This window comes from Chitinophaga silvisoli, assembly GCF_003412465.1.
Classification (GTDB): domain Bacteria; phylum Bacteroidota; class Bacteroidia; order Chitinophagales; family Chitinophagaceae; genus Chitinophaga; species Chitinophaga silvisoli.
The window spans coordinates 454,015-470,794 of sequence record NZ_QTJV01000004.1 but is presented as its reverse complement, the minus strand read 5'-3'; the positions used below and the strand labels follow the sequence as shown (position 1 = coordinate 470,794).

Annotated in this window: 13 protein-coding genes; 10 read left to right on the top strand and 3 right to left on the bottom strand. The window is 45.5% G+C overall.

What is annotated here, in order from left to right; genetic code table 11:
* Positions 1–105: 105 nt before the first annotated feature.
* Complete coding sequence (locus DXN04_RS13965; protein WP_116853970.1) at positions 106–717, top strand: hypothetical protein; 612 nt, start codon at positions 106–108, stop codon at positions 715–717.
* A 71-nt stretch (positions 718–788) separates the two neighbouring features.
* The gene (locus tag DXN04_RS13960) at positions 789–1,301 is read left to right on the top strand and encodes a GNAT family N-acetyltransferase (RefSeq protein ID WP_116853969.1); all 513 of its coding nucleotides are present in this window, start codon (positions 789–791) and stop codon (positions 1,299–1,301) included.
* A gap of 16 nt (positions 1,302–1,317) precedes the next feature.
* Here DXN04_RS13960 and DXN04_RS34775 read toward each other — a convergent pair whose 3' ends face one another.
* Entirely contained in the window at positions 1,318–2,973 is a 1,656-nt protein-coding gene (locus DXN04_RS34775) for a DUF6600 domain-containing protein (RefSeq protein ID WP_158569006.1), read from the bottom strand.
* Between the two features lie 521 nt (positions 2,974–3,494).
* On the opposite strand from DXN04_RS34775, the gene atpD reads away from it, so the two are divergent.
* Together atpD and atpC are read left to right on the top strand one after the other, a co-directional pair.
* Positions 3,495–4,997 carry a F0F1 ATP synthase subunit beta gene (atpD, locus tag DXN04_RS13945; RefSeq protein WP_116853967.1) on the top strand — a complete coding sequence of 501 codons (1,503 nt, stop codon included), beginning with the start codon at positions 3,495–3,497 and terminating at the stop codon, positions 4,995–4,997.
* Positions 4,998–5,023: 26 nt separating this feature from the next.
* Complete coding sequence (atpC, locus tag DXN04_RS13940; RefSeq protein ID WP_116853966.1) at positions 5,024–5,275, top strand: ATP synthase F1 subunit epsilon; 252 nt, start codon at positions 5,024–5,026, stop codon at positions 5,273–5,275.
* Between the two features lie 645 nt (positions 5,276–5,920).
* On the opposite strand, the gene DXN04_RS13935 is transcribed toward atpC, so the two are convergent.
* Complete coding sequence (locus DXN04_RS13935; protein WP_116853965.1) at positions 5,921–6,475, bottom strand: YqgE/AlgH family protein; 555 nt, start codon at positions 6,473–6,475, stop codon at positions 5,921–5,923.
* Positions 6,476–7,153: 678 nt separating this feature from the next.
* On the opposite strand from DXN04_RS13935, the gene DXN04_RS13930 reads away from it, so the two are divergent.
* From DXN04_RS13930 to DXN04_RS13920, 3 genes are read left to right on the top strand one after another with little or no spacing between them, the layout of a single operon-like run.
* Positions 7,154–8,533 (top strand): sensor histidine kinase, encoded by a 1,380-nt coding sequence (locus DXN04_RS13930; protein ID WP_147319920.1) that lies wholly within the window; start codon positions 7,154–7,156, stop codon positions 8,531–8,533.
* A 28-nt stretch (positions 8,534–8,561) separates the two neighbouring features.
* Positions 8,562–9,374 carry a HesA/MoeB/ThiF family protein gene (locus DXN04_RS13925; protein ID WP_116853963.1) on the top strand — a complete coding sequence of 271 codons (813 nt, stop codon included), beginning with the start codon at positions 8,562–8,564 and terminating at the stop codon, positions 9,372–9,374.
* Positions 9,375–9,385: 11 nt separating this feature from the next.
* On the top strand, positions 9,386–10,174 hold the full coding sequence (locus DXN04_RS13920; RefSeq protein ID WP_116853962.1) for an alpha/beta hydrolase: 789 nt from the start codon (positions 9,386–9,388) through the stop codon (positions 10,172–10,174).
* Between the two features lie 66 nt (positions 10,175–10,240).
* On the opposite strand, the gene DXN04_RS13915 is transcribed toward DXN04_RS13920, so the two are convergent.
* Positions 10,241–11,149: a S66 peptidase family protein gene (locus DXN04_RS13915; protein WP_116853961.1), complete on the bottom strand. Its 909-nt coding sequence runs from the start codon at positions 11,147–11,149 to the stop codon at positions 10,241–10,243.
* Positions 11,150–11,247: 98 nt separating this feature from the next.
* On the opposite strand from DXN04_RS13915, the gene metG reads away from it, so the two are divergent.
* The 3 genes from metG to DXN04_RS13900 all read left to right on the top strand — a co-directional run bounded on the left by metG (position 11,248) and on the right by DXN04_RS13900 (position 16,778).
* The gene (metG, locus tag DXN04_RS13910; protein ID WP_317128897.1) at positions 11,248–13,362 is read left to right on the top strand and encodes a methionine--tRNA ligase; all 2,115 of its coding nucleotides are present in this window, start codon (positions 11,248–11,250) and stop codon (positions 13,360–13,362) included.
* A gap of 112 nt (positions 13,363–13,474) precedes the next feature.
* Positions 13,475–15,874, top strand: coding sequence for a 3-hydroxyacyl-CoA dehydrogenase/enoyl-CoA hydratase family protein (locus tag DXN04_RS13905; RefSeq protein WP_116853959.1), 2,400 nt, complete (start codon positions 13,475–13,477; stop codon positions 15,872–15,874).
* 16 nt (positions 15,875–15,890) lie between these two features.
* Complete coding sequence (locus tag DXN04_RS13900; protein ID WP_116853958.1) at positions 15,891–16,778, top strand: ABC transporter ATP-binding protein; 888 nt, start codon at positions 15,891–15,893, stop codon at positions 16,776–16,778.
* The last annotated feature ends 2 nt before the right edge of the window (positions 16,779–16,780 follow it).

Sequence of the window (16,780 nt, the reverse complement as noted above, 5' to 3'; positions counted from 1 at the left end):
AAGGATGGGAGGAGGGATGGGTTAAGGGGGGGCTTAAAAAATAGAAGATGGCTGATGTAATGTGGCGGGGTGTATACTGGCATTATTTTTTCTGATTAGTTCGTTATGAAACGGAATACAGGATATATCATCGTCATCATTTTTCTCGGCATTTTTCTGGTGCTTAGTTTTTCACGTCAGCAGAAGCGGGTGAAGCAGGTATTGGCGGAGAATGAGCGTTTGTTTAATGAGAACCGTCATTTAAAGCAGTCATTGGACCTGAGTAGCAGTACAGCGCAGCAGATTGCTGACAGGGCTGAGGTGAGGCAGCGGGAGAGTAGTCAGGGGCAGTTTGTGGATCCACGGATTTATTATAGAAAGAACTGGAAGCAGTTTATTGCAGTGACGAATAGTGATTATAAGACTGGTTTCCTGGGAGGGATTAAGAACCTGGATGTAATTGTGAAGAACCAGACGGAGTTTGTGATTGATAATGTGGTGGTGGCTGTAGAGTATCAGAGAGGTAATGGGGATGTGTTTAAGACGGAGCAGTATACGATCAGTGATATAGGAGCGAAGGGGACGAAGTCAGTGAGGGCGGCTGATAGCAGGAAGGGGCAGAAGGTGGTGATTAAATTGATGAGTGTAACGAGTCAGTCGATGAATTTTTGTTGGGCTGTGAATAAGGTGGCGGATCCTGTAAATCCGGATCCTTATAAGTGTACGCCGGATAAATAAGTTTTCTCTCTTTATAGGATGATGTATTTGTTAAATCAAATTGGCCGCGGATAAGTGATTATCTTTGGGACATGGTATCATTCCGGCCGAGCAAGCGTATTTCACCTGAAGTTATTGAGCTATATGAGGCTGCCTTTCCTGAAGCGGAGCGGCGGCCTTTGCCTGCGCAGCAAAGATTGCTGGAGGAGGGGGCGTTGCAGTTGTTGGAGGTAGTGGAGGGCGTGCATTTTGTGGGTTTTGTGTTTTGCTGGGCATTGACGGATTTCACGTTTATAGAGCATTTTGCGATTGATCCTGTGAAGAGGGGACAAGGAACGGGGACGAGGGTGATTACCTTATTATTTGAGCGCTATGGTCGCCTGGTTTTGGAGACCGAGTTACCGCATACGACAGATGCCCGGCGGAGAATTCGTTTTTACGAGGCGCTGGGTTTTGGTGCTTTTCCTGCACTTTATTTACAGCCGCCTTACAGGGCGGGTTGGGAACCGTTACAATTGGTTTTAATGCAGAAAGGTATGTCCCTGGAGGAACATACCTTTACAAAAGTCAGCAATGAAATATATCGTGAGGTTTATGGTCTCTGATAATTAAGAAGCAATGTTACCTCTCAGTTCTGCTGCGTGGCGCAGTACGGGAAGGTTGTGATTGCTGTTGCTGTTGCATCCTTTGCTGCTGCTGTTGCTGCTGCTGCTGGGCGCGTTGTTGTTGTTGCATTTGTTGTTGTTGAGCTCTTTGCTGTTGTTCCTGTTGTTGCCTTTGCTGTTGTTGCATTTGCTGCTGTTGTCGCTGTTGTTCCTGTTGAGCTCTTTGCTGTTGTTGCTGTTGGATGCGTTGTTGATCCTGTTGCTGGCGAATACGTTCCTGTTGCTGTTGTTGCTGTACTCTTTGCTGTTGGTCCTGTTGTTGGCGGATACGCTCCTGTTGCTGCTGTTGCATTTGCTGCTGTTGGATGCGTTGTTGATCCTGTTGCTGGCGAACACGTTCCTGTTGCTGTTGCTGTTGCTGAGCTCTTTGCTGTTGATCCTGTTGCTGGCGGATACGCTCCTGTTGCTGCTGTTGCATTTGCTGCTGCTGGATACGTTGCTGGTCATTTACCTGCGTGCGCGTACCGGGATTGGGCGTAGACGTTGAAGGCGTGGTACGATCAGGCCTGTTAGAATTGTTATTCCTGTCAAAGCTCCTGTCAAAATTGCGATTGTCGTTCCTGTCATTGTTAATGTTGTTTGTGTTGTTATTATTATTGTTTCTATTATCAACCCTGTTAGGGATGTTGTTATTGTTATTCCTGTTATCTACTCTGCCGGGGACGTTGTTGTTGTTATTATCCCTGTTAGGATAGTTATTATTGTTATTGTTCCTGCTATCGCCTCTGTTATCGCCCCTGTTAGGGAAGTTGTTATTATTCCGGCTATCTCCCCTGTTAGGAATGTTATTATTTGGGCTATTAGGTCTATCGAAGTTATTCCTGGTATTACCGTTACCGCTTGAGAAATTTCTGTTCTGTTGACCCTGACGTAAGTCATTAGGGTTAGGGCGGTATACGCGAACCTGGTCATTTGCAATTGAACCACGGCCCGGGCGGTCGCTATCCATAATTCTTCTTGGCTGGATATTCGTTCTTGTATAGCGCTCTACATCCCTGGTAGCTGGACCGCGGTAGTATGTACGGTTATTAATAATAGTAGTATTATTAATAATGGTTGTATGGTTAAACACTTCTACCCTGGTAGCGCGGGGAACATAGTAGCGACTTACATATGTATTGGTAATGTATTGGCAGGGAACGAATGACCAGTAGGAAACCGGGATATTTACATTCACGCCTATTGTCATGCCGGGGCCTAAAGGAGCCCAGCCATAGTAATCGCTGCTGTTTCTCCAGCTTACCCATGCAGGTCCCCATTCATAGCCTGGGATCCAGACCCATCCATAATAGTCGTCAAATGTCCAGCGACCGTAGTGGAATGGGGCCCATCCCCAGTCGTAATCAGACATCCAGGTCCATCCGTAGTCGGTGTAAACCCAGTGACCATTGGTGGCATAAGGTTGGAAGTCGGGTCCGGCGTTGGGAATCCAGGCTTCTCCATATCCCTGGTAGTTGACCCAGCGGCCGTATGGGCTGAGGGCATCGTAGAAACCGCCAGCGGAAACCTGATAATCTTGTGGAGGGCGGGCGGCGACACAGGACATGCCTGGGAGTGCAGCAAAAGAGGCTGCTATAGCTATTGCGGAAATATATCGTTTGATGTTTTTCATATATGTAATTCTTTTGGCGGCTGATTCTTTAATGTATAGGATTTCTTTCTACAGCAGTAAAAGAATCAATTGATTTTAAATAGTTTACGAATGTAGTGTATAACAATTGATCAAGTGTTATTGCTGGCTTTAGGCTGGCCTGCTGCATTCATGTAGGATGTTCGCGGTGTCAGAATTTAGCTTGATCAGATAAAAACAAATCCTGTGCCGGATTAGTTAAATGCTGAGCTGTAAAGGGTTTGGAGGGTTTGAAGGGTGTATATTTTAGCAAAACGCTAACATTTACATGATATTTTATGTGGATAAGAATGATGACAATCATGCATGACAAATGCCTGGGGACTGTTATTTTTACACTGAGAATGCATACTAATTATGTGTAACGTAATTAGCGCAAAGCCACGTTTTAAGGGAATTTCACGGGAATATCCACGGTATTTTGAATTTCCCTCATTAACTGTTACCTTTGCGGCAAAATTAACAAACCGCTCATTTTAAGCATTTATAAACCTCTTAAAAATATGCCTAACACAGGTAAGATCAAGCAAATTATCGGTCCCGTGGTGGACGTCCACTTCGACGGGAAGCTGCCCGAAATCTACAACGCACTGGAAATTACCCGCGAAAATGGTCAGAAGGTAGTGCTGGAAGTTCAGCAGCACCTTGGTGAAGATAGCGTTCGTTGCGTTGCGATGGATTCTACAGATGGTTTCGTTAGGGGAATGCTGGTAACCGACAAGGGGACTCCTATTAAAATGCCGGTGGGCGATGGTATCAAGGGTCGCTTGTTCAACGTGGTAGGTGAGGCTATTGACGGTCTGGGTGATATTGATACTTCAAATGGTTATCCTATTCACCGTAAGCCTCCTCGTTTCGAGGATCTGGCTACAGACACAGAAGTATTATATACAGGTATCAAGGTAATTGACCTGATCGAGCCATATGCAAAAGGTGGTAAGATTGGTTTGTTCGGTGGTGCTGGTGTAGGTAAAACAGTATTGATCCAGGAGCTGATCAATAACATTGCGAAAGGTTACGAAGGTTTGTCAGTGTTTGCAGGTGTGGGTGAGCGTACCCGTGAAGGTAATGACCTGATGCGTGAAATGATCGAAGCTGGTATCGTAAAATATGGTGAGAAATTCCAGGAGTCCATGGAGCATGGTGGATGGGATCTGGCTGCTGTTGATAAGGAAAAACTGAAAGCATCTCAGGCTACCTTTATCTTCGGTCAGATGAACGAACCTCCAGGTGCCCGTGCGCGTGTTGCGTTGTCTGGTCTGACTATTGCAGAATATTTCCGTGATGGAGATGGTACTGCAGGTGGTGGTAAGGATATCCTGTTCTTCGTTGACAACATCTTCCGTTTCACCCAGGCAGGTTCTGAAGTATCCGCGCTGTTAGGTCGTATGCCTTCTGCGGTGGGTTATCAGCCTACGCTGGCAACTGAGATGGGTCTGATGCAGGAGCGTATCACCTCTACCAAGAATGGTTCCATCACATCTGTACAGGCGGTTTATGTACCTGCGGATGACTTGACTGACCCTGCTCCGGCTACAACATTTGCGCACCTGGATGCTACTACGGTATTGGATCGTAAGATTTCTGACCTTGGTATTTATCCTGCGGTGAGCCCACTGGATTCTACTTCCCGTATTCTTTCTCCATCTATTGTAGGTGAAGCGCATTACAACTGTGCTCAGCGTGTGAAGATGATTCTGCAACGTTATAAAGAACTGCAGGATATCATCGCTATCCTTGGTATGGATGAATTGAGCGACGAAGATAAACTCACAGTAAGCCGTGCACGTCGTGTACAGCGTTTCCTGTCTCAGCCTTTCCACGTAGCAGAACAGTTTACTGGTCTGAAGGGTGTACTGGTTCCGATCGAAGAAACTATCAAAGGTTTCAACATGATCATGGATGGTGAAGTTGATGAGTATCCTGAAGCAGCGTTCAACCTGGTAGGTAACATTGAAGCGGCTATCGAGAAAGGTAAGAAACTGCTGGAAGCAGCTAAGAACTAATTCATTTTTCACCCTTAACTTTTAATATGTTATTAGAAGTATTAACACCTGAAAGAAAACTGTACTCCGGCGAAGTGTATGGTGTACAGTTGCCAGGCATAGACGGCTCTTTTGAAGTGCTGAATAATCATGCGCCGTTGATCGCTGCATTGGGCAAGGGCAGAATGAAGGTGCTGAAAGATAAGTCACAGAATGAATTCTATAACATAGAAGGAGGTTTTGTGGAGGTATTAAGAAATAAAGCGACTGTGCTTGTAGAAGGCGCATCAGCGATATAACTGAAGTAGCGGTAAGCTATAAATGAAATAGGCCGGGTAGGATTACCCGGCCTTCGTTTTGTCCTAACTATTCCAATCTAATTAATAATTACCCTGTTTAAAGAGCGCAGTAGGATTACTGGCCAGGGCGTCTTACAATCAGGACCCACGCCGCGCAGGATACAAGTATCCTACAGCCGCAATTGGGCCTGTTCCTATGAAAATGAATATCTTATATTATGTAATGATTTTTTTAATTGTATAACTGTCACATTTATCACGAACCCCTGACCGGAAATAGAGGGTAGGTGAGTTATATTTTAGTTGTTTCAATTATAGTCCAGGAAGGCATACGTAACATGTGTATCGGTTTGTCCTTCATAGGTGTTTATACTTCGGTTTAGTTCACATTTTTCCTATCATAATACTGATAAACAGGGTCGCCAAACATGGATTGCTCTGACTACATTACTATTTTGCGTAAGCAAGATATTTGATTTTTTTTAAATATCCTCGCGCTGAGTGGTTGCTGAGGGATACTAAAATCCAGCCAACAACGTTAGTCGTTGGAACTGAGTCTTTAGGCATATAAATTTTTTTAATCTTTTTTTTCCACAAAGAGGGATTTGCCGCTGATGTACGGCATACGGTGCAGTATATACGCTACTAATTCAGGAGCGGATCTATAGGGAAATTGGCCATGATGGCAAAGTTGCTGCCAAGGTTCCTGAGCGCTTGTTTCCATACATTGTCGTCTTTTTCATCGAAGACGAGGGCTTTGTTACTTTGTGAAAGGATCCAGCTTTTTTCATTTAATTCATTTTCAAGCTGTCCACTACTCCAACCGGAATAGCCGATGAAGAATCGGATCTTATTAAGATCGAGTTTACCTGTGTTGATCATTTTTACGACCTGATTGAATTCGCCGCCCCAGTAGATACCACTTTGTATTTCAAAACCACCTTTGATGAGTTCTGGTTGTTGATGGATAAAGTGAATGGTATCTATCTGTACCGGACCTCCGTAGTATACGGAAATGTTGGGGATCAGGATATCCGGAACGAGGTCGTTTAGGTTCTGATCGAAACGTTTGTTGAGGACGAAGCCAAAGCTACCTTTATTGGATTGGTGCTCACAGAGTAGTACTACAGTGCGGGCAAAGTTTGGATCTTTCAGAAATGGGTCAGCAATAAGCAAAATACCGGGCGACAATGATACCATACACATTCAGTTTTATCACTTATTCAAATTTAACTAATTGAATTAAAGTATGGTAGGATTTTGTGGAGAATTCGTTAGGGTTTTGGGAAAGTTTAACAGGCTGAGGTATTTAGGGTAGCTGGCCTGCGGCGGCAGGGGAAATGGGCATTGTTACGCTGGCGCGCTGGTGGGGGGACAGATGGCTTGGGTAAGATGGAGGATAAGAGAATGGGGTGGGGGATGAAGGATAAGAGAATGTGGTGATATGGAGGATAAGAGGATGGGATGAGATGAAGGATAAGAGAATGTCTGCTACTACTGATAAGAGCGCAGTTGCATTGCATAAGCTTGATTTCCACAAAAAATAAAGGAGGCTAGAAAGCCTCCTTACCATTTTATCAACCAAAATCTAAATCGCTTTATGGAACGAATCCATGTCGATGTATGTAGAAAAATTAAAATTGCTTGTTTGTTAAACTGTTACATCAAATTTAGTACCAGTTTGATACAGCAAATGTACGTAAAGAATGAGAATTACAAACGTCTTTGTGCAGTTAAAATTACGTTAAAGTGGTATTTATTTGCTTAATCCAAGCTGGTAAAAGGTTTTAGCGTATTAATTTTATATTAACGTTGCTATAGCAATTATCGAGTTTTAACAAAATATGCGCTGGAACGCTCACTGAATGTGAGTATATTGTGCGCTTTACGACTAATCCTGAAATGGTACCACTGAAGAAAGTCTTTCCCATCATTGTGGTGTTAATTACACTGTCCTTGCTGGGCCTCATTTACATCCAGTTTAGCTGGATCCATAACGCCTCTATTGTACGCAGAGAGCAGATTGAAGAACGCGCTATCAATGTACTGGATAGGGTGCGGGAAGAAATGCTTGCACGCACCGGCCCGGCTATTCGCCTGAAAATGAATAATACTGTGGTCAGACCTACTGAAAGAGGCCTTACTATTGATAAGTTTAATTCCCTGGACCTCAACATTGGGGTGAGTGACCGCTTTACTACTGCAGAGGTGAAAAACCTGCTAATTAGTGGGCTGCGACGCGAAGGGCTTGACACTACCTTTGAATTCGCCATTGTAGGCAAGGGGAATTTTGGAGAAAGCAGTATTAAAATGCAGTCTGCCGGTTTCCCTAACATGGCCACAGCAGTAGCCAGGGATAGTGTGAATTACCTCGTGAAATACATGCCGCTGCTGGGGAGTTATGAATACATGACGGACAATACGGAAACCATGGTGGTACTGCAGCCACGCAACAACATGTCTTTCCTCTTATCTCTCGGAAAGATGGTAGCTGGTGGTATTCTGTTTACCGCTGTCATCATCACTGCTTTTGCGCTTACTATCCGTACTATGCTGAACCAGAAGAAGATTTCCGAGATTAAATCTGACTTCATCAACAATATGACCCATGAGCTGAAAACACCGCTGGCCACTATTTCTCTGGCTATCGATGCGATCGGGAATGAGAAGGTGATGGACAATAAAGAGAAGATCCGGTACTTCTCCGGCATCATCAAAGAGGAGAATAAGCGCATGAACAAACAGGTGGAAAGTATCCTGCAATCTGCCCTGTTGGAGAAGAATGAAATAGGATTGAAATTACAGCCTACTGATGTGCATGAAGTGATTACGCATACTGTTGAAAACATACAGCTGCAGCTGGCTTCCAAGAATGGTCATGTGGAATTGCGACTGGATGCGATCAACCCAATTATACAGGCTGATGATGTGCATTTCTCCAACGTTATTTTCAACCTGCTGGACAATGCCATCAAGTATTCCAAGGAGAACCTGGAGGTCATCATCTCTACATACAGCACCCGCAAAAACCTTGTCATCACTGTTTCAGATAATGGCATAGGGATGAGTCGTGATACGATTTCACGTATCTTTGAAAAATTCTATCGTGCGCATACAGGTAACGTACACAATGTAAAAGGCTTCGGCCTGGGTCTCAGCTATGTTAAAGCCATCATTGATGCGCACAAAGGGAAAATCAAGGTAGAAAGTGCTGTGGGCAAGGGTAGTAAGTTTACGCTTGAATTTCCACAGGACTAATTCATTATTTTAAAACGGGGTTGTTCAAATGGCATTAATCGAAAAAGAATTAGCACATTTTAGATATCCTATAGCCGTTCCCGGTATGGGCACTGCTATGCAGGAAAAACTGAAGGAAAGCCGCATACTTGTAATCGGGGCAGGTGGTTTAGGGAGCCCGGTTATTCAATACCTGAGTGCGAGTGGTGTAGGTGTTATCGGTATTGCTGACTATGGTTTGATACAGGATGAGGATATGCATCGCCAGCCCATTTATCACATGCAGGATCTGCGAAAGCACAAAGCGAAGATGGCTGCAAGCCGTTTGTGGGCCAGCAATCCTTTTACCAAACATTATCCCCTGCTGTTGCAGGTGAAGCCAGAAAATATCAACCAGTTGCTCGAAGGGATGGATCTCGTTATTGATTGTTCCCAGCATATGCCGACTCACCTGGTAGTGAATGATGCCTGTGTGGCGAAGGGCAAACCTTTTGTAATCGGAGCTGTGCATAACTGGATCTCCTGGTGGGCAGGATTTAACATCGCGCCTTCCAGTGGTGATGCAGCCGCTTCCTATCGTTGCAGCATCAACCTGATTGATGAATATACCAATTTCGATGCAGGTGCGATCGGTGTCACACATGGTGCTACCGGTATGCTAATGGTGAATGAGGTATTGAAATACCTGGCTGGTGTACCTGATGGCCTGGCGAATAAATTTTATAGTATGGATTATCTCCATAACGTATACCAAACCCATACTCTCAACCCGGATGCCGGTATTCTGGCTGCTACCAAAGCGAATGGCCTGCTCACTGCAGAGGCTTATGGACTGGAAATAGTACCTGAAATAGAAGATTAAAAAGAACGCACATGTTTCGTAAGATATTAACCTGGATCTTAGTGGTATATGTGTTGTCAGGCGCTCTCCTGTACTTTTTTCAGAAGAAACTGATCTTCCATCCGATTGTGGCGGCGGCTGATCATGCATATCATTTCGATGTGCCTTTCCAGGAGCTGAATGTGAGGGTGAATGATAAAACTACTATCAATGCGATACTGTTTAAGGCTGAACAGCCCAAGGGTATCGTGGTCTATTTTCATGGGAATGCACAGAATGTTTCCTATTATGCTTATGCCAGTCAATATTTTACCAAACATGGGTATGAGGTATTGATGATGGATTACCCGGGATATGGAAAGAGCACCGGGGCCCTGACTGAGGAGGATTTGTATGCCGATGCGCTGCAGATGTACCAGGTGGCAAGAACGCATTTTTCCCCGGATAGTATTATTATTTATGGCAGGTCACTGGGCACAGGTATTGCTGCTCAACTGGCCAGTGTACGGGATTGTAGACGACTTGTATTGGAAGCCCCTTATTATAACATGACGGATCTGGCAATGAAGATGGCACCGATTTATCCTTATGGGTTTATGCTGAATTATAAGTTTCCTACTAATGAGTATTTGCCTAAGGTGACGGCTCCGATAACTATTATTCATGGTACGGATGACAGGACGGTGCCTTATGAGTCAGGGTTGAAGCTAAAGGAGTTTTTTAAGAAAGGGGATAGTTTTATTACGATTTCCGGGGCGGGGCATAATAATCTGAAGGAGTATCCTTTATTTGGGCAGACACTGGAAGGGTTGGTTAAATAAAGGTTGAAATAATTGCAAAAAAGACGCTCACGTTTTTGTCGTGAGCGTTTTTTTTTGCACATGCAGTTATGAGCGATCGATGAGTTTGCACGTTTTTTCTCCAATCTGCAGCTCGTGTGGCAGCCCCAGTTTCAGTGTATAATTTTCGTTTGTATGTCCTACCGGGAATCCATAGGCCACCGGATAGTCATAATCCTTTACAATATTGTGTATAATCTCATATTCATTCTGACCAAATGGCGTAGCCGTCTCCTGTGCGTCAGTAAAGGTACCTACTACCAATCCTGCCAGTTTATCCAGCCACCCTGCTCTCTTCAGGTTATACATCATACCATCTACCCGGTAGCGGTATTCTCCTACATCTTCCAGCACCAGGATTTTGCCCCTTGTATCAGGTTGAGATACCGTGCCTGATAAATTGGCCAGCAGCGTGAGATTGCCGCCTATAAGCTGGCCGGATGCTTTACCAGTGCGGTTCAGGTCATTAGGCTCAAAGCTGTATTTGTAATTTTTCCCTTTCAGGGCCTGGCGCAGGCTTTCTACATATACATTCTCCACGGTTTCGGCACGGATACCGCTACACATCACGGAATGGAGGGTAGGAATGCCCAACTGCTTATTGATATGCCCATGCAGTGCGGTGACATCGCTATAGCCACAGATCCATTTAGGGTGCTTGCGGAACTTTTTGAAATCCAGTTTATCCAGCAGGCAAATCATACCATAGCCTCCGCGGCCAAAGACGATCGCCTTGATTTCGGGATCATCCAGCATATCCTGTAGTTCTTCCAGCCTCAGCTCGTCAGGTGCTGAAAAGTTGTGAAAACTGGTGCCCACCGTGATTCCCAGGTGTACACGGTAACCCCAGGATGTGAGTACACCAGCTGCATATTCAGCAGCCTGCAAGTCCATTTTACTACTACTACAGGTGACGCCTATAAGGTCACCTTTTTTCAGATATGGAGGAATTTTCATTGTTCTACGCTTTAAGTTACCTTTGCAACCTGCGAACGACGATTCGCGAGACAAGCCCCACTTTTTTGCTGGGAGTTTTAACAGGGCTAAGTTGATAAATACTTTTCGCTCTTCCAAAGGATAAAATAGATTTCAAGATTATTTCAGTTAACATGGCAAAATTTAACAGATATCTAATCACGGCTGCCCTGCCTTATGCCAACGGACCGGTACATATTGGTCACCTGGCGGGTTGTTACCTCCCTGCTGATATCTATGTACGCTACCTGCGTGCAAAGAAGGCAGACGTTAAATTCATTGGGGGCACCGATGAGCATGGAGTTCCTATTCTCATCAAAGCCCTGAAAGAAGGTGTAACGCCACAGGATATTGTGGACAAGTATCATAAGATCATATCTGAGAGCCTCTCTGATATGGGGATCTCTTTTGATATCTTTTCCCGTACCACCAAACAGATCCATCATGAAACCGCTGCTGCCTTCTTTAAGAAGATGTACGACGATGGCCTGTTTGAAGAAAAGGAGACTGAACAATTCTATGACGAGGTAGCCAAGGTATTCCTGGCTGACAGATATATAGTTGGTACCTGCCCTAAGTGTGGTAATCCTGGTGCTTATGGTGACCAGTGTGAGCGCTGTGGTACATCTCTCAGTCCTGACGACCTGATTTCACCCCGCTCCACCCTGAGTGATGCGGTGCCTGTGAAGAAGAAAACCAAACACTGGTACATGCCACTCCAGAACTATGAACCATTCCTGAAAGAGTGGTTGCTGGAAGGCCACAAAGAATGGAAGAATAATGTGTATGGTCAGTGTAAAAGCTGGCTGGACAGTGGCTTACAGAGCCGTGCTATGACCCGTGACAGTGAGTGGGGGATCAAGGTACCCCTGCCTGATGCTGAAGGAAAAGTATTGTATGTATGGTTCGATGCACCGATTGGTTATATTTCTGCTACCAAGGAACTGACTCCTCACTGGGAGGATTACTGGTGTAAAGAGGATACCAAGCTGGTTCACTTTATCGGGAAAGATAATATCGTATTCCACTGTATTATATTCCCATCTATGCTGAAGGCGCATGGTGGATTTGTATTGCCTGAGAATGTACCTGCGAATGAGTTCCTGAACATTGAGGGGGATAAGATTTCTACTTCCCGTAACTGGGCGGTATGGGTACATGATTATGTAAAGGATTTCCCGGGTCAGGAAGACATTATGCGTTATGTGCTGTGTGCTACTGCACCGGAGACAAAGGATAACGACTTCTCCTGGAAGGATTTCCAGCAGCGTAACAATAGTGAGCTGACCGCCATTTATAGCAATTTTGTGTACCGTACTATGGTGCTGGTGCATAAGTACTGTAATGGTAAAGTACCTCCTTTCCACATGGACGTAAAGGATGAGGTGGATGATAAATTGCTGAGCGACCTGCTGGAGTCCAAAAAGAAAATTGAAGATGCACTGGAAAATTACCGTTTCAGGGAAGCGCTGGCAGAGGTAATCAATGTGGCCAGACTCGGGAACGTGTTCCTGCAGGGCAAGGCTCCATGGACACTGGCAAAGATGCAGGAAGAAAACCAGAAACTGATTGACAACTGTTTACATTTATGTTTACAGCTGACTGCTAACCTGGCTATTTTGTCCAATCCATTCATGCCTGGTACTTCCAAAAAAATCTGTCATATGCTGAAGGTGGTGGATCGTATGCTGGAATGGGAGAATGCTGGTAGCCTGAAACTGGTAAATACGGGTTATCCAATGCGCGAACCGCAATACCTGTTTACAAATATTGAGGACGATAAAATCCAGGAACAGGTGGAGAAATTACATGCTGGTTTAGTAAAACCAGTGGAAGCAGCGCCTGCACCGGAAGCGGCTCCTGTGAAAGAAGACATTCAATACGACGATTTCGCAAAACTGGACCTGCGCGTAGGTACCATCATTGAAGCCGAAAAAGTAAAGAAAGCAGATAAACTGCTGAAATTACTGGTGGATATTGGTACGGAAAAACGTACTGTAGTTTCAGGTATTGCCCTGCATTATTCACCAGAAGAAATCATCGGCAAGCAGGTGACACTGGTTGCCAACCTGGCTCCGCGCAAAATGAAGGGGATCGATAGTCAGGGTATGATCCTGATGGCTGAAGATGCGGGTGGCAAGCTCGTATTCGTCAATCCTGATGTGCAGACTGCACCGGGAAGCGAGGTGAGATAACGGATTCATATGTAAAAAGATAGATACCCTCCGGTGATGAGCCGGAGGGTTTTTTATGCGTGGTATCGACATAATATCCTATATTCATTTACCGATAAAAATTACGCGTTCTATGAAAAGACACATCCATAAGGTGGCCGTTTTAGGTTCTGGCGTGATGGGTTCCCGTATAGCAGCTCATTTTGCCGGGATAGGCGTACAGGTATTGTTGCTGGATATAGCCCCCAAAGAACTCAATGATGCAGAAAAGGCCAAAGGATTAACCCTGGAAAGCAAAGCGGTCAGAAACCGTATTGTCAACGATGCCCTGCAATCCACATTAAAATCGAATCCTTCCCCGGTATACACGAAGGATGTCGTAAAACTGATTCGTACCGGGAACTTTACTGACGATATGTCCCAGATTGCCAACGTAGACTGGATCATAGAGGTAGTGGTAGAGAACCTGGATGTGAAGAAATCCGTTTTTGAGCAGGTAGAAAAATTCCGGAAAGCGGGTACGCTGATTACCTCCAATACTTCCGGTATTCCTATTCACCTGATGGCGGAAGGCAGAAGTGAAGATTTCCGGAAACACTTCTGTGGTACTCACTTTTTTAACCCTCCCCGTTACCTGCGTTTACTGGAAATTATTCCTACTCCACATACAGATCCGGCCATCATCAGTTTCCTGATGGAATACGGAGACCTGTACCTGGGTAAGACTACGGTACTATGTAAGGATACGCCTGCCTTTATTGCCAATAGGGTAGGGGTTTTCTCTATCATGGCCATATTCCACATCATGCAGGAGATGAACCTGAATATTGATGAAGTAGATACACTCACTGGTCCGGTGATCGGCAGACCTAAATCTGCTACTTTCCGTACTGCCGATGTGGTGGGTATCGATACCCTGGTAAAGGTGGCTAAAGGTGTGAAAGAGAACTGTCCGAATGACGAAGCTATAGACATATTTGTGATTCCGCCGTTCCTGGAAAAAGTAGTGGAAAACAAATGGCTGGGCGATAAAACCGGGCAGGGTTTTTATAAAAAGACCAAGGGCGAAGGGGGCAAGGAAATCCTGACCCTGAACCTGCAAACCATGGAATATGGTCCTAAACAGCGACCTAAATTTGCCAGTCTGGAAGCGGCGAAGCCTGTGGAAGACCTGAAGCAGCGTTTACGTATGCTGGCAGCGGCTACTGATAAGGCAGGGCAGTTTTATCAACAGTTTCATGCTTTATTGTTTGCCTATATTTCCAACCGCATTCCTGAAATAGCAGATGACCTTTATAAAGTAGATGATGCGATGAAAGCCGGCTTTGGCTGGGAGATCGGCGCTTTTGAAACCTGGGATCTGCTGGGTGTGGAAAAGACGGTGCAGGCGATGGCAGAGAAAGGTATTAAGGTAGCGAAGTGGGTAGAGGAGATGCTGGCCAAAGGCATTAAGCATTTTTACAAAGTAGAAAACGGTAAGAAATATTATTACGACATCGCCAGCCAGGATTATAAAGTATTGCCTGGGGCGGAGACTTTTATTATTCTCGAAAACCTCTCCGGCAATGTGGTGTGGAAAAACAGTGCATGTACCCTTTATGATATCGGGGATGGCATTGTAACGCTGGATTGGAAAACCAAGATGAACACCATCGGTGGTGAAGTACTGGAAGGTGTGAATAAAGCAATTGACCGTGCGGAAAAAGATTACCGTGGGTTGATCTTAGCCAATGAAGGTGCGAATTTTTCTGCTGGTGCCAATGTGGGTATGATCTTCATGCTGGCGGCAGAACAGGAGTATGATGAGCTGGATATGGCGGTACGACTTTTCCAGAAGACGACTATGCGCCTGCGCTATTCTTCTATTCCGACTATCGTGGCCCCACATGCGTTGACGTTAGGTGGTGGTTGTGAAATGTGTCTGCATGCCGATAAGGTGCAGGCAGCAGCGGAAGCTTATATTGGCCTGGTGGAACTGGGTGTGGGGCTGATACCAGGAGGCGGTGGTACCAAGGAGATGACGGTGAGAGCCAGTGATGAGTTTAAGGAAGGAAGGATTGAGGAAGAGCCACTGAAAGATCGTTTTATGGCGATTGCAATGGCCAAGGTAAGTACTTCCGGCAAAGAAGCTTTTGACCTCGGCATCCTGAGAGCGGGTCATGATGAAATTACCATGAACCAATCCAGGTTGATTGCTGACGCAAAGCGTAGTATCTTACAAATCGCGGAAGAAGGATATACCCGCCCTGTAGAGCGGAAAGATATTAAGGTGCTGGGGCGTGGTGCCCTGGGTATGTTGCTGACAGGCATACATAGTATGCGCTTTGGTAATTATATCTCAGATCATGATGCGAAGATAGCAGGTAAACTGGCATATGTAATGTGTGGCGGCGACCTGACAGAGGCCAGTGTGGTGAGTGAACAATACCTGCTGGACCTGGAGAGAGAGGCATTTTTGAGCCTGGCTGGTGAAAGAAAGACCCTGGAAAGATTGCAGAGCGTGATCAAAACCGGCAAACCCATACGGAATTAGCGTACCATTTTAACTTATGTCTATACTTACACTACGGAACATTTCGAAAAGATATGGTTCCCTGCAAGCACTCCGCGAGGTCTCTTTTGAGGTACCTCGCGGCAGTGTTTTTGGTATCCTTGGCCCCAATGGAAGTGGAAAAACCACCCTTTTGGGCATTGTGACAGATGTATTGAAGGCGGATACAGGGGACTTTACACTCTTTGACCAGTTACCCAGCGCCACCCAAAGGCGACAGATCGGCACATTGCTGGAAACCCCTAACTTCTACCACTACCTGTCGGGGTACAGGAACCTACAGATTACAGCAGCAGTCAAACAAAGGGATGAAAAAGACATAGCCAGGGTGCTGGAGATTGCGGGGTTGAGTGCCCGGCAGCATGCTGCATTCAAAACTTATTCCCTGGGGATGAAGCAAAGGCTGGCCATTGCCAACACCCTGCTGGGCGACCCTGATGTACTGATCCTGGATGAGCCATCGAATGGCCTGGATCCTGCGGGGATTGCGGAGGTCAGGGGACTGATCAAACAACTGGCGCAGTCCGGCAAAACCATTATCATGGCCAGTCACCTGCTGGATGAGGTGGAAAAAGTCTGTACCCATGTTGCCGTATTGCAGAAAGGGAAGTTGCTGACATCGGGTCCTGTGAATACGGTGATGGTGCGGGAAGATTTTGTGGAATTAGCTTGTAATGATATGAGCAGGCTGGAGGTTTTATTGCGGCAGCATCCACTTTTGGGAAATCTGGCGCTGACTGGTGGGGTATTGCAGGCATTTTTTACGGGTGCGGTAGATCCCTCAGAACTGAATAGCTGGCTGGCGGGACAAGGCATCTGGCTGAATCATTTACAGGTAAGAAGGAAAAGCCTGGAAGCAGCTTTCCTCGAAATGACACAAAACTAAAG

Excerpts from the sequence above, each read along its gene's own strand:
- DXN04_RS13965 (WP_116853970.1), top strand. The coding sequence starts at position 106 with ATGAAACGGAATACAGGATATATCATCGTCATCATTTTTCTCGGCATT.
- DXN04_RS13960 (WP_116853969.1), top strand. The coding sequence starts at position 789 with ATGGTATCATTCCGGCCGAGCAAGCGTATTTCACCTGAAGTTATTGAG.
- DXN04_RS34775 (WP_158569006.1), bottom strand. The coding sequence starts at position 2,973 with ATGAAAAACATCAAACGATATATTTCCGCAATAGCTATAGCAGCCTCT.
- atpD (WP_116853967.1), top strand. The coding sequence starts at position 3,495 with ATGCCTAACACAGGTAAGATCAAGCAAATTATCGGTCCCGTGGTGGAC.
- atpC (WP_116853966.1), top strand. The coding sequence starts at position 5,024 with ATGTTATTAGAAGTATTAACACCTGAAAGAAAACTGTACTCCGGCGAA.
- DXN04_RS13935 (WP_116853965.1), bottom strand. The coding sequence starts at position 6,475 with ATGGTATCATTGTCGCCCGGTATTTTGCTTATTGCTGACCCATTTCTG.
- DXN04_RS13925 (WP_116853963.1), top strand. The coding sequence starts at position 8,562 with ATGGCATTAATCGAAAAAGAATTAGCACATTTTAGATATCCTATAGCC.
- DXN04_RS13920 (WP_116853962.1), top strand. The coding sequence starts at position 9,386 with ATGTTTCGTAAGATATTAACCTGGATCTTAGTGGTATATGTGTTGTCA.
- DXN04_RS13915 (WP_116853961.1), bottom strand. The coding sequence starts at position 11,149 with ATGAAAATTCCTCCATATCTGAAAAAAGGTGACCTTATAGGCGTCACC.
- DXN04_RS13905 (WP_116853959.1), top strand. The coding sequence starts at position 13,475 with ATGAAAAGACACATCCATAAGGTGGCCGTTTTAGGTTCTGGCGTGATG.
- DXN04_RS13900 (WP_116853958.1), top strand. The coding sequence starts at position 15,891 with ATGTCTATACTTACACTACGGAACATTTCGAAAAGATATGGTTCCCTG.